14 protein-coding genes, 1 tRNA gene and 1 pseudogene are annotated in these 11750 nt (G+C 68.5%); 13 read left to right on the forward strand and 3 right to left on the reverse strand.

The window, feature by feature from the left end:
* The first annotated feature begins 53 nt into the window (after positions 1 to 53).
* The 13 genes and pseudogenes from SK854_RS30200 to SK854_RS30255 all read left to right on the forward strand — a co-directional run bounded on the left by SK854_RS30200 (position 54) and on the right by SK854_RS30255 (position 10591).
* Positions 54 to 305, forward strand: coding sequence for a hypothetical protein (locus tag SK854_RS30200; protein WP_319978501.1), 252 nt, complete (start codon positions 54 to 56; stop codon positions 303 to 305).
* Entirely contained in the window at positions 302 to 616 is a 315-nt protein-coding gene (locus SK854_RS30205; RefSeq protein ID WP_319978502.1) for a hypothetical protein, read from the forward strand. Before SK854_RS30200 ends, SK854_RS30205 begins: the two co-directional genes overlap by 4 nt.
* Positions 613 to 1719 (forward strand): hypothetical protein, encoded by a 1107-nt coding sequence (locus tag SK854_RS30210; protein WP_319978503.1) that lies wholly within the window; start codon positions 613 to 615, stop codon positions 1717 to 1719. The genes SK854_RS30205 and SK854_RS30210 overlap by 4 nt, the downstream gene beginning before the upstream one ends.
* Positions 1716 to 3992, forward strand: a complete 2277-nt coding sequence (locus tag SK854_RS30215) for an ATP-binding protein (RefSeq protein ID WP_319978504.1) — start codon at positions 1716 to 1718, stop codon at positions 3990 to 3992. Before SK854_RS30210 ends, SK854_RS30215 begins: the two co-directional genes overlap by 4 nt.
* A 247-nt stretch (positions 3993 to 4239) precedes the next feature.
* A complete protein-coding gene (locus SK854_RS30220) occupies positions 4240 to 4404 on the forward strand; it encodes a hypothetical protein (RefSeq protein WP_319978505.1) in 165 nt (54 codons plus the stop codon).
* Positions 4405 to 4440: 36 nt separating this feature from the next.
* A complete protein-coding gene (locus tag SK854_RS30225; protein ID WP_319978506.1) occupies positions 4441 to 4800 on the forward strand; it encodes a hypothetical protein in 360 nt (119 codons plus the stop codon).
* A 293-nt stretch (positions 4801 to 5093) separates the two neighbouring features.
* On the forward strand, positions 5094 to 5834 hold the full coding sequence (locus SK854_RS30230) for a PP2C family protein-serine/threonine phosphatase (protein WP_319978507.1): 741 nt from the start codon (positions 5094 to 5096) through the stop codon (positions 5832 to 5834).
* Positions 5831 to 6025, forward strand: a complete 195-nt coding sequence (locus SK854_RS30235; RefSeq protein WP_319978508.1) for a hypothetical protein — start codon at positions 5831 to 5833, stop codon at positions 6023 to 6025. Before SK854_RS30230 ends, SK854_RS30235 begins: the two co-directional genes overlap by 4 nt.
* A 95-nt stretch (positions 6026 to 6120) precedes the next feature.
* Positions 6121 to 6765: pseudogene (locus SK854_RS48285) on the forward strand (bifunctional DNA primase/polymerase); the annotation flags it as partial.
* A 28-nt stretch (positions 6766 to 6793) separates the two neighbouring features.
* On the forward strand, positions 6794 to 7177 hold the full coding sequence (locus SK854_RS30240) for a hypothetical protein (protein WP_319978509.1): 384 nt from the start codon (positions 6794 to 6796) through the stop codon (positions 7175 to 7177).
* Between the two features lie 50 nt (positions 7178 to 7227).
* Complete coding sequence (locus SK854_RS30245) at positions 7228 to 8943, forward strand: hypothetical protein (RefSeq protein ID WP_319978510.1); 1716 nt, start codon at positions 7228 to 7230, stop codon at positions 8941 to 8943.
* A 275-nt stretch (positions 8944 to 9218) separates the two neighbouring features.
* Positions 9219 to 9431, forward strand: coding sequence for a helix-turn-helix domain-containing protein (locus tag SK854_RS30250; RefSeq protein WP_319978512.1), 213 nt, complete (start codon positions 9219 to 9221; stop codon positions 9429 to 9431).
* Positions 9432 to 9454: 23 nt separating this feature from the next.
* Positions 9455 to 10591, forward strand: a complete 1137-nt coding sequence (locus SK854_RS30255; RefSeq protein WP_319978513.1) for a tyrosine-type recombinase/integrase — start codon at positions 9455 to 9457, stop codon at positions 10589 to 10591.
* A 55-nt stretch (positions 10592 to 10646) separates the two neighbouring features.
* Here the strand turns inward: SK854_RS30255 and SK854_RS30260 are convergent.
* The 3 genes from SK854_RS30260 to SK854_RS30270 form a co-directional block, all read right to left on the reverse strand.
* A tRNA-Val gene (locus SK854_RS30260) sits at positions 10647 to 10721 on the reverse strand.
* 36 nt (positions 10722 to 10757) lie between these two features.
* On the reverse strand, positions 10758 to 11222 hold the full coding sequence (locus tag SK854_RS30265) for a peroxiredoxin (RefSeq protein ID WP_319978514.1): 465 nt from the start codon (positions 11220 to 11222) through the stop codon (positions 10758 to 10760).
* Between the two features lie 81 nt (positions 11223 to 11303).
* Positions 11304 to 11735 carry a DUF3052 domain-containing protein gene (locus SK854_RS30270; RefSeq protein WP_191305365.1) on the reverse strand — a complete coding sequence of 144 codons (432 nt, stop codon included), beginning with the start codon at positions 11733 to 11735 and terminating at the stop codon, positions 11304 to 11306.
* Between the last annotated feature and the right edge of the window lie 15 nt (positions 11736 to 11750).

The raw sequence follows: 11750 nt of genomic DNA on the forward strand, positions 1-11750 counted from the left end.
CTCCGCCCGCCTGGGGTTCTCACCACCACCTCACAGACAGGACCCCATGTGTCATGCCTTCCACCGTCAATCCCCTTGCTGTCACCACGTTGTCGCTGCGCGACGTCGTCACCACGATGTCGGAGCGCTGCCCGTCCATGAAGGCCACACCGGATGAGGTCGCCGCCTGGTTCGCACACGGCGTGGCACTGCTGCGCCCGATCGTCCGCGACCGCACCCACCCCGAGCACGACGAGGCCTGCGAGCTGGCCGCCAAGTACTCCGCCGACGCCCGCGCCGCCCGCACGAACGGGGCGACGCGATGACCGACGAACCGACAATGTTGTTGCTACTGCTCGGTTCCGGCCTCGTGTTCGTGTTCGCGGTGCTGCTCTGGAAGCTGCTGGTCCTCACGGGCGGCATCGCCGCGGTGCAGTGGGCCGTGGTGACCGGTTTTGCCGACAACCCGGCCGTGCAGGCCGCCGCGTTCGCGGTGCCCGCGCTGCTGGCCGCGTGCACGCTGCTGTACCTGCCGCGCACGGCTGGCCTTTTCTCGCAGGGCCGTGTCCATCGTCCGCACACCTCGTTCAACCCGCGTCGCCGTGCGGGCCGCATTCGCTGGGAGGCAATGGCATGAGCAGCTGGGCCGAGAACCGCCGCGCCGACCGTGTGGCCGCCGCAGAGCAGGCACGCGAGGACCGCCGGATGCTGCTGGAGCAGCGCCGCGCCGACCGCGACCACGACACCCACCTGCGCGCGCAGGTCGAGCAGGCCGCCCGCGACCGCCGCGCCGCCGGCCGCGCCAAGCTCACCGGCTGGGTCCGCGCGCACGTGCTGGACCTGATGTTCGTGCCGGTCATCGTCGTTCCGGCGGTGCTCGCGTGGACGGCCATGGCCGTGTACGGCGTGAAGATCTTCGGCCCGGCCGGTGTGCTGCTGCCGCTGTTCTCCGAAGGCGCGATGTGGGTGTTCGCGTTCGCCGTGCCGATGGCCGCACGTGCCGGCCGATCCACCGCGTGGCTGCACACCGGCACGTGGGTGTTCGCCGCGATCGCCGCCGTCCTCAACTTCGTGCACGGCGCAGAGCAGCCCGGCGGCATCGGGCACGGCGTGGTCATGGCGCTGGTGTCCATCGGCGGCGTCGTGGTGCACCAGCTGGTGCACGCCGCTCCGATGCGTGCACGCCGCACCGCCGCCGAACGCGCTGCCCGCCGGGTCGAGCGTGACGCCCACAAGCGGCTGCACCGGGTGCGCCGCGCGGCCGTCCGGCAGGCCGTCGCCGAGGTCGCCGTCGACGGCACGGCCAGCCTGGTCTACCGGCCCGGCACGTTCATCCTGCGCGGCGGCTTCGGCGGCGCCCGCCTTGTTCCGGCGACCGTTCCGGGGCTTCCCGTCGAGGGCCTGGGAGCCGAGTTGGGCGAGGGCCTGGCCGACGAGATCACCGCCTACCTCACAGCCCTGCCCGCCCCCGGCGCGACGCCGTCCGGGAAGGGCGCGCACGGCCCGGGAAGAGGGGAAACGCCGCCCGTGGAGGTTCCGGCGGAGATCGCCGACAAGTTCGGCGGCTACGTCGCCCGCGTCCGCGCGGCGATCGACTCCGGCAAGCTCCCGGCCTCCCCGAGCAAGGACGCGGTGCGCAAGTTCCTGCGCATCCGCGCCACCTACGCGGCAGCCGTCTGGCAGGCCGCGACTGACCACGACAACGGCCCCGACGACGGCCGCCAGGAGGTGACAGCATGACCACCCTCGACAACCCCCAGCCCGACCGCGACGGCGAGCCCGTAGACGAGTCCGGCGCGCGGGTGTACGACTTCTCCGCGCACCACCCCGGCCCGCTCGCGCTGCCCGCCGGAGAGGGTGGCGCGGTCACGCCGGACGAGGTGCTCACTGGCGAGTTGATGACGCCGGAGCAGTCCGCCGCGCTCGATCGGCGCTTGGCCGAACAGGCCCGCGCCAAGGCCACGGCCGCAGTCGTGGCGGTGCGGCGCGGCGGCAACGCGGCCGTGCAGTGGTCCCGCGAGGAGCGCACCCGCGTTGTCGCCAAGGCGATTGGGCGCAACGTGCTGCTCTACGTCCCGGCCGGTGCCTACAAGGTCACTAAGCGGGTGTGGGAGTCGCAGACCTCTTCTCGTTACGAGCGGATGATGCGCCAGGCCGAACTGGCCGGCGACTTCGCCCGCGTCGCGGAGTGGGAGGCGCGCAAGGAAGCCGAGCGGGAACGCCGTCACCGCCGCCACCAGGCCCTCATGCACGCACCCGTGCAGATCGCCCGCGCCACGGCGGTCAGCCTGGTCACCGTGACGGTGCTGCTGCTGATCCTCGGCATCATCCTGGCCGTGTCCACCGGCGAGTTCGCGCAGGTCATCGGCCCTATCCGGGCGGTCATCGACGCGATCGCGTGGCTAGTGTGGCTGGCGTCGGTGCTGTTCGTGCCGGTCGCTGTCGTGGTACCCGCCGTAGGGCTGGGTGTGCTGTGGAACATCGGCCGCACCACCGAGGTCCCGACCTGGCTCGCGTCCGCCCGCCAGGCCCGCGACGACGCCCCGCCGATCACCCCGTCGATCGTCGTCAAGGCCCTGCGTGACCTCGGCATCAAGGAGCTGCGCAAGGCCATCAACGACATGGACGATGCCGGAGCGGGGATGCTCTCGCCGATCGTCATCGCCGGGTGCGGTGTCGAGCTGGAGGTCTCGCTCCCGTCGGGTGTGTCCACAAAGGAAGTGATGGACAAGCATCTGCGGCTGGCGGAAAACCTCAACCGCCACGAACACGAGGTGTTCATCACCGTGCCGCAGGCCGCCCGCACCGTGCGGCTGTGGATCGCCGACCCCGGCGCGCTCGATGAGCCGATCGGCCCGTCGCCGCTGGTCCTGGACGACACGATGACCGCGGACTACTACACCGGCCGCGCCCCGTGGGGCCAAGACCTGCGCGGTGACCTGGTCGCGATGTCGTTGATGCAGCGGCATTTGCTGCTCACGGGTCTGTCCAATCAGGGCAAGACCGCCGCGCTGCGCGCGCTGGCGCTGTGGCTGGCGCTCGACCCCACGGTCGAGTTCCGCGTCGCCGATCTCAAGGGCATCGGTGACTGGCACATGTTCACCGGCCTGGCCACGACGATGATCGCCGGACCCGCCGACGAGCACGTCATCGCCGCAACGCACATGGTCGAAGACGGTGTGGCGGAGATGGAACGCCGCCTGGCCGCCGTCGATCCGGAGGTGCACAAGAACGGCGTGACGCGCGACCTGGCCCGCTCCGGTGAGGGGTTCCACCCGCTGATCCTCATCGTGGACGAGGCACAGCAGGCGTTCATGTCGCCGGTGGTCGGCGACGACAAGCGCCCTTACGGCGGGAAAAAGGCCACGTCGCGGTACTTCATGGCCGCCCGCAAAATCCACAACCAGGGCCGCGCGGTGAACGTGGTCCTGTGGCAGGGCACGCAGAACCCTACGGACGAGAACCTGCCCAAACTCGTGCGCGAGGGTGCGCACATCCGCGGCTCGCTCGTGCTCGGTACCGAGTCGGAATCGAAGATGGCGTTGGGAGACAAGGCAGTCAACGCCGGAGCGGCACCACACAAGCTGCGTCAGGGCCTGGACAAGGGAACGCTGGTCATCACCGGTGACGGCGTCCAGCTGCCCACCGGCCAGCCCTCCATCACCGTGCGCACGAACTTCATCGACGGTGAGGCCGCGACCGAGATCGCCGACCGGGCCAAGGCCCTGCGCTCCCCGGTCACCACCAGCACCGGCGAGACCGAACCGGAGCGGGACTTCCTCGCCGACCTCACCGCCGTCATGGGCACGGAGACCCGCGTGCGTACCGAGGTCATCCGCCAGCGGTTGCGCGAACTGCACCCCGGCACCTACGAGGGCATGAGCGCAGGCGACCTCACCGGCAGGCTCACCGCCGCCGGCATCACGCCCTACAAGAGCGACGGCGTCATGAGCGTCCGCACCGCCGCCGTCCACGAAGCGGTCGCACAGCGTGACGAAAACGAGGAGGAGTAGGGCAGGGAGGCCCCGCTCGAAGATCAGGGAGTCACGCACCGCGCAGGGAGAACTCCCTACCCGCCTCCCTGCCCCTGACTCCCTGCCCTGAACAGCATCAACGCCAGTTCAGGGAGCCAGGGAGGCACACGGCTCCGACCAGCGAAAACCCCCGGAAACGGGGTTCCCACACAGGGTGGTTCCGCCTCCCTGTGTCGCTCCCGCACACCCACATGCAGTCACTCACGGTGACGGAAATGAGTTTCTGATGGAGCACGAGGTCATGCACATCGAAGCGTCCCGGTCCTGGTGGAACGGCTCCGCCAAGACGCTGTGCGGCATCACGATCCCCAAGCCGAACACGTACTGGTTCGCGTGGCTGTCGAGCAACCCCAGGTGCCCGACGTGCGAGGCCGTGCACAAGGCGCGGTGAGACGACAGCACGACCCGCAACCCGAGAGGAACCACTGTGACTCGTCCACGTCCGTTCGAACCGATCCCCACACCGCACATCGCCGTCGGCTCCCGGCTCCTGGTCGGCCACTACCCGACTGAACCCGCGATCGTCGTCACGGTCCTGGACTCACCGCCGGACGACCCCGCCTACCACGTTCAACTCGACGGTGGCCGGGTGTTCCTGATCGGCGGCGAAGATGCCGAGCACCCGATCATCCCGTGGCTGTGGACTCCTGAGCACGGGTGTTGGGTCGGTGAGGAGGCCGAACCCCTCGCGCCGTACGTCCCCGACTTCTCCGCCAGGTGCTTCGGACCGCCGCTGTGCCAGACGTGCGCGGAGGACCTGGAGCGCATGCGCGCAGGCGACTGGTGACGCCTAACCACAACAACCCTTCTTCAGAGTCGAAAACAAACCCGTAAACCCGGAACCGCGCCATCGAACAGGTTCTGATCTGCGCAAACACGGACCGGGTTTACGGCAACGCCAAACCCGGTCCCGGAACACCAAACCCGGAAACCCGGCCACACCCGCACCCCGTCTCGGCACCTTCCAGCCGCCCGGCTCACCGGCAGGCCCTACTACCCCCGCGCGGATTAGTAGGGCCTGCCCTTGAGCTGCGGCGATCACCCGGCAGCACCCAACCCGCAACCATGATCAGGAGAACCGTGACCAGCCACCGCCACGAGCACCCCGCGATGACCGTCACCGTGGGCATCGCCACCGACATCGGCGACCGATCCCACAACTGCGACGCCGCCGCCGTGCACTCCACCGCGTCCACCACGGCCGCCGCGATCATCGACGGCATCGGCAGCACGCCCGAGGTCGAGCGCACGGCCGGACTGCTGGCAGAGGTCAGCGCCCGCGTCGCCGCCCGCCGCGGCCCGGTCGCCGGACTGCTGGCCGCGCACGAACTCATCTCCGGTCCAGGCCCGGAGACGCCCAAGCCCAACGCCGTCGGCGCGGTCGCCGTCGTCTACCCCTCCGACCGGGCGACCGTCATCGCGCACGTCGGCGACTGCCGCGTCTACTCCCTGACCAGCGACGTGCTCACCCAGCACACCGCCGACCACACCGTAGGCGAGCTACTGCGCATGGTCGGCGTCAACGAGCACCACGCCGAACTGCACGACAACTGGGTACGGACCAGCATCGCCAACGCCATCGTGGCAAGCATTCCCGTCGTCGATGTCGTGGCAGACCTGGTGATCCTCACCAGCGACGGCGTCCACAAAGTACTGACCAACGACGAGATCGCCGACGTGGCCATCGCTCTCGCATACGACCCTCAGAAGCTGGCCCACGCCCTCGTGGCCGCCGCCCTGTCCGTGCCGTCCACATCCGAGCGCGACAACACCACCGCCCTGGTGCTGCGCGTCGACACCCCGCAGGAGGCGCAGCGATGAAGATCCGCCTGGAGGGCACCCGTGACGAGATCGACGCGGCCGTGCCCGCGCTCGCCCACGGTTTCGAGGTGCTGCAGGTCAGCAGCTTCTATCCCAACCGGGGTACGTCGATGCTGGGCCGTGTCTACGTCACCGCCACGGTGCTGCCCGCCCACCTCGACAGCGACCCGCCGCCACAGCTGACGAGCTAGCCCACCCCCACCCGAAGCGGGGCACGACCACACCAGGCCGTGCCCCGCTTCCCGTTGCACCACAACCACCACAGCCCAGGGAAGGACACGCGACCATGACCACGAACCGGACCGTGCAGAACGCCGCCAACGCCGCGCTGTGGCTGGCGGTGCACCGCGGCTGGCACGTCCTGCCGCTCAACTACGGCACCAAAACCCCGATGCGCGGCTGCGTCGACTGCCGCGCCGAACACTGCGACCACACCCCGCAGACCTGCCCGTGCCTGGCACGCGGCGACGGGGCGCTGTGCCACGGCGTGTGGGCCGCCACCACCGACCCCGGCGTGATCGCCCGCTGGGCACAGCGCTGGCACACCAGCGTCTGGGCCGTACACCTGTGGACGTCCGGGCTGTTGGCCGTAGACCTCGACACCCGTCCCACTGCGCCGCCGCGTCAGCCGCTCAATGGCTTGCCCTGGCCGCAGGATGAGCCGCCGCCGGCCGATGGGCTCGACACCTACGCCACCCTCGCCGCGCTGTCCGGCGGCACGGTCGGCACCGACACCTTCACCACCGACACCCCGTCTGGTGGCCTGCACCTGATCTACAGCACCACCAGACAGTGGAAAGGCAGTCACGGCAAGGTCCGCGACGGTGACGACACTGTCCGAACCGGACTGGGCTGGCAGATCGACATCAAGTGCTACGGCGGCTATGTGGTACTACCCGGCTCCACCAGCGAAGCGGGTCTGTACCAGCGTTCCTCAACCACCACGACCCCCCCGACACATGGACACCTGGCTCGCCGACGCCCTGACCCGCACCGGCCACGACCGCACCACCACCGCCCCGGCCGCCGCCAGGCTCGCCGCAGCCATGCCCGTGGTCGACGCGCAGACCGGCCCGGCCCGCTACGCCGCCGGTGCCCTGCGGTCCGCGTGCGCCGAGCTGGCGGCGATGGAGCCCGACACCGGCCGCAACCGCAAGCTGTTCCGCTCCACCACCCGCCTGGCCGGTATGGCGCAGGCCGGATGGATCGACCGCACGGTGGTCGAGGCCGCTCTCATCGACGCGGCCCGGCACGCCGGACTCCCGGCCGCAGAGATCCGCTACGTCCTGGCGTCCGGGTTCGGCCGCCCGCTTCCTGTCCCCGACATCCGGAGCGCCGCGTGAGCCTGATCCGGACTACCAGCCCCACCCCAGCCAGGAAGGAGGACCCGCCGATGACCACCCCGAACCTCACCGACCCGGACGAGATCACCGCCCTGATGACCAACACCAGCACCACCGACGTGTCGGCGGGAGAGCCCGCGGAGAAGCCGGCCATTCAGATCGGCGGGGAAGCCGAGACGATCCGGGCGTTGACGTCCGCGCTGGGACAGGGCGCGCTGCCCGACGTCTACGTCTCGGGCGGGCAGCTGGTGCACCTGTCGCGGGTGTCGGGCAAGGCCGCCAGCGCCGCCGAGCACGCCCACCAGGTCGACGCCGCAGCGCTGCCGGTGCAGGCCGATCCGATCACCTCGCCGTCGCTGGCGTGGCTGCTCGCGCACCACGCGTTCGTGTTCCGCCGCAAGAAGAACAAGGACACCGAGCAGTGGGAGGAGGCGGAGGCCAGCCCCACCAAAGCCGCGCTGTCCGCGGTGCTGTCGTCGCGCTACTGGCCCGACGTGCGTCCGCTGGTCGGTGTGGTCACCTCGCCGGTGCTGCGCCCGGACGGCACCCTGTTGCAGACCGCCGGATACGACATCGGCACCGGCCTGTACTACGCGCCCACCGTGGCGATGCCGGCCATTCCCGCGCAACCGTCCCAAGAGCAGGTCAGCGAAGCACTGGAGTTCGTGACAAGCACGCTGCTGCGCGACTTCCCGTTCGTCGCCCCGGCCGACAAGGCCAACCACATCGGCCTCATGATCGCCCCCATCCTGCGCCCCTACCTCGGGTGCCTGACCCCGTTCGGCCTCATCTCCGCCACCACGCAAAGCTCCGGCAAGACGCTGCTGGCGGAGATCCCCGGCTACATCTACGGACTCAAGCACCTGGTGTGGCGCAACAACGACGAGAACGAGCTACAGAAGTCCATCACCAGCGCCCTGCACAGCACCGCCGCGGTGATGCTGTGGGACAACCTCGCCGAAGGAACCGAGGTCTCCTCCGCGGTGCTGGCCAAGCTGCTCACCGGCCCGAAGTGGGACGACCGCAACCTGGGCTCCAACAGCGCCGGGTTCGAGGCCGTCAACGATCGGCTGTGGCTGGCCACGGGCAACAACATCCGGCTGGGCGGGGACATGGCCACCCGCACCGCCCTGGTGCGCCTGGACCCCAACGACCCGCACCCCGACCAGCGCGACCAGACCGGGTTCGGCATCCCGCACCTGGACCAGTGGCTCAAGAAGCCGGCCAATCGCGTCACCGTGCTGCGGCACCTGCTCATCCTGGTCATGGACTGGATCAACGCCGGAGCACCCCGCTCCGGGCACACCATGCGCCAGTTCAGCACCTGGGCGGGCGCGGCCGGCGGATTCCTCGCCCACCACGGCGTAGACGGGTTCCTCGACAACCTCGCCGAGATGCGCGAGGCCGACGACGAGAACACCGAATGGACCGCGTTCCTCGCGAAGTGGCACGAACTGCACGGCAAGAACGAGCTGCGGGCGCGCGTGCTGTGCCACAGCGCCGAACCCGAGGTCAACGGGACCAAGGTCACCGACCGGTGGGATGGCACGTTCCTCACCGACGAACGCGACCGCATCCCCACCTCCAAAAGCATGGGCAAGCTGCTCACGGGCCACATCGGACGCTGGCACGGCGGCCACGTCCTGCGCAGCAGGCACGACAAGAGCGCCAACTCCCTCGTGTTCTGGGTCGAGACCAACACCGAACCCGACCAAGCCGAGCACGACCAGACGCCGGCCGTCGAGCAACAGACGGCCTTGATCTAGCCGCGGCTAGCAGGGCTACCCCGCCCCGTCGGACCGGGTTTAGACCCGCCTCCGGGTTTCCACCGGGTTTGCGCCGGGTTTAGCCGCGCGCCAAACCCGGCCCACATCACCGCAGCTCACAGCCCTGCCAAGGCACAGTTCCGGGTTTCCGGGTTTCTACCGTCGCTCCCCGCACACCCGCGCTCACCAACCTCCCGCCCGTCCGGACGGCTCGAACCGCCAACCACGCACCGCCCGGACGGCCACCGCACCACCTCACAGATCGGAACACAGCCGTGGCCGAAAGCCCGAATCCCCTCATTTCTCCTCCACTGCTATTGAAGGTTGAGGAGGCCGCACGCTTGCTCAACATCGGACGGACCCGCGTCTTTGACCTCATTCGGATGGGCCAACTGAAGTCCGTGAAGATCTTTGGCGCTCGCCGAGTTCCTCTCACGTCGATCCACGCGTACATCGAGACGCTTCTCCAGGAACCGGAGGCCGCCTGATGGCTGGTCGCGCAGCAAATGGAATGGGCACGATCGTCAAGCGCAAGGATGGCCGTTACCAGGCGGCCGTCTACGTGCTCACCTCCACCGGAGAAAGCAAACGCAAGTACGTCTACGGGTCGAGCTGGGAGGACGCGAACAACAAGCGCGTTGAGATGCTCGACAACAACCGAAAAGGCGTGCCGTCGATCTCATCGAGCATGAAGCTGGACGACTACCTCACGTGGTGGCTGGAAGAGGTCATCAAGGCGGAGCGCGGGGAGTCGACCTACTCGGGCTACGAGATCGTTGTGCGTCGCTACATCAGGCCCAACCTGGGCTCGAAGAAGCTGAACGCGTTGACGCCTACGCACGTCCGGCAGTTCATCGCCAAGCTCCGCAAGGCGAAGACCGTTCTCGGAGAGCCGCTGTCAGACAGGTACGTGCAGAACGTATTTGAAACCCTGCGGAGCGCCCTCACCACGGCAGTGCGAGAGGAACTGATTGGCCGCAATGTCGCAAAGCTAGTTGAGACTCCAAAACGGGGAACTTTTGAGGTAGACCCGATGCCTGAGTCTGCGGCTCGCAAGTTCGTGAGGGCCGCCACCGAGCACTGGCTTTACGCGCTATGGCTGATCCTCATTACGACAGGCCTTCGCAAGGGTGAGGTACTTGGACTCGCCTGGTCGGACGTAGACCTTGAGACCGGCGCGTTCAAAGTCCGCCGGACTGTACAGCGAGTCCGAGGAAAATTGCTCTTCGGAAAAACGAAGACGAAGAAGTCCACTCGGACGCTCTACCTCGGCCGCGTATGCCTGGCCGCTCTGGCCAAGCATCAAGAGAAGACCGCGAAGCGCAAGAGAACAAAGCTCAACCCAGCGCCAGGTCAGCCGAGCGACCTGATCTTTGTCACCGCAACGGGCAGAGTGATCGAGCCTCGCAATGTGAACACGATGCTGCGGCGGCTACTCAAGGGGGCCGAGCTGGATCCGGCGCGTGTACACGACCTCCGGCACACGGCAGCGACCCTGCTGCTGCTGGACGGCGCAACGATCAGAGAGGTCATGGAGCAGCTCGGCCACGCCTCGATCTCGACCACCGCCAATATCTACGGGCACGTGCTGGACGAGGCGAAACGGAAGCTGGCAGCCAGCATGGACCGGCTTTCAGACCCCGACTGATGTCAATCGGTGATGTCAACGGCCCCTCAGCAACTCTCAGAGGGGCCGTTTTGGCTGGTGGGCGCGACAGGGATCGAACCTGCGACCGCTCGGGTGTAAACCGAGTGCTCTTCCGCTGAGCTACACGCCCCGGCCCGGCGCCACGAAGCGCTGGGGTACAGCTACATCATGCCTTGAGCGAGGCTACGGCCTTCTTCCAGGCGTCCTGATCGCGGGCCTCACCCGGCGCGTTCACCTCGGCGAAGCGGACGACGCCGGCGGTGTCGATCAGGAACGTGCCCCGCAGCGCCATGCCGACGGCCTCGTTGAACACGCCGTAGGACTGCGCGACGGCCCCGTGCGGCCAGAAGTCCGACAGCAGCGGGAACTGGTAGCCCTCCTGGTTCGCCCACGCCTTCAGCGCGAACGGGGAGTCCACGGACACGCCCAGCACCTGGACGTTCTCGTCCTCGTAGGTCGCCAGTTCGTCGCGCAACTGGCAGAGCTCGCCCTGGCAGGTGCCGCTGAACGCGAACGGATAGAAGACCAGGAGCACGTTCTTCCCGCCACGGAACGACGACAACGTCACACGCTGCTTGTTGTAGTCGTTGAGCGTGAAGTCCGGGGCCTCCGAACCGACCTCGACCGCCATGAGCCAAACCCCTCCGGTGCGACAAAGGACCACGAACGCGCTGGGCGCCCGTGGTTCAACCCTATGTCAGCCCGATGAGGGTCAGCGCTTGGCCTTGGCCGACTTCGGCCACACCAGGCGGATGCCCGCCCAGTCGTCGGCGACGCTGATGTTGGAGGTCTGGGACAGGCCAGCGGTGGGGACCGCTTCGGCGACGTCGCTCGGCTCCACGTGGCCGGGGCGGCCGGTCTTCGGGGTGAGAACCCAGATCACGCCGTCCTCGGCGAGCACGCCGGTGGCCTCGAGAAGGGCGTCAACCAGGTCGCCGTCGTCCTCCCGCCACCAGAGCAGCACGACGCTCACGGTCTCATCGGCCTCCTCGTCGAGGAGATCTCCCCCGATCCGCTCCTCGACTGCGGCACGCAAGGCGTCGTCGACGTCCTCGTCCCAGCCGAGTTCTTGGACGACCATGCCCGATTCGATCCCGAGCTTCTCGGCGACGCCGATCTTGCCGGCGTCTTCCGCGGCGACCACGGTTTTCACTCCTCC

Source organism: Lentzea sokolovensis (genome assembly GCF_033949975.1).
Classification (GTDB): Bacteria; Actinomycetota; Actinomycetes; order Mycobacteriales; family Pseudonocardiaceae; genus Lentzea; species Lentzea sokolovensis.

Bases quoted from the DNA above. Each gene is read 5' to 3' on its own strand.
- SK854_RS30200 (WP_319978501.1), top strand. From the start codon at position 54: ATGCCTTCCACCGTCAATCCCCTTGCTGTCACCACGTTGTCGCTGCGC.
- SK854_RS30205 (WP_319978502.1), top strand. From the start codon at position 302: ATGACCGACGAACCGACAATGTTGTTGCTACTGCTCGGTTCCGGCCTC.
- SK854_RS30210 (WP_319978503.1), top strand. From the start codon at position 613: ATGAGCAGCTGGGCCGAGAACCGCCGCGCCGACCGTGTGGCCGCCGCA.
- SK854_RS30215 (WP_319978504.1), top strand. From the start codon at position 1,716: ATGACCACCCTCGACAACCCCCAGCCCGACCGCGACGGCGAGCCCGTA.
- SK854_RS30220 (WP_319978505.1), top strand. From the start codon at position 4,240: ATGGAGCACGAGGTCATGCACATCGAAGCGTCCCGGTCCTGGTGGAAC.
- SK854_RS30235 (WP_319978508.1), top strand. From the start codon at position 5,831: ATGAAGATCCGCCTGGAGGGCACCCGTGACGAGATCGACGCGGCCGTG.
- SK854_RS30240 (WP_319978509.1), top strand. From the start codon at position 6,794: ATGGACACCTGGCTCGCCGACGCCCTGACCCGCACCGGCCACGACCGC.
- SK854_RS30245 (WP_319978510.1), top strand. From the start codon at position 7,228: ATGACCACCCCGAACCTCACCGACCCGGACGAGATCACCGCCCTGATG.
- SK854_RS30255 (WP_319978513.1), top strand. From the start codon at position 9,455: ATGGGCACGATCGTCAAGCGCAAGGATGGCCGTTACCAGGCGGCCGTC.
- SK854_RS30265 (WP_319978514.1), bottom strand. From the start codon at position 11,222: ATGGCGGTCGAGGTCGGTTCGGAGGCCCCGGACTTCACGCTCAACGAC.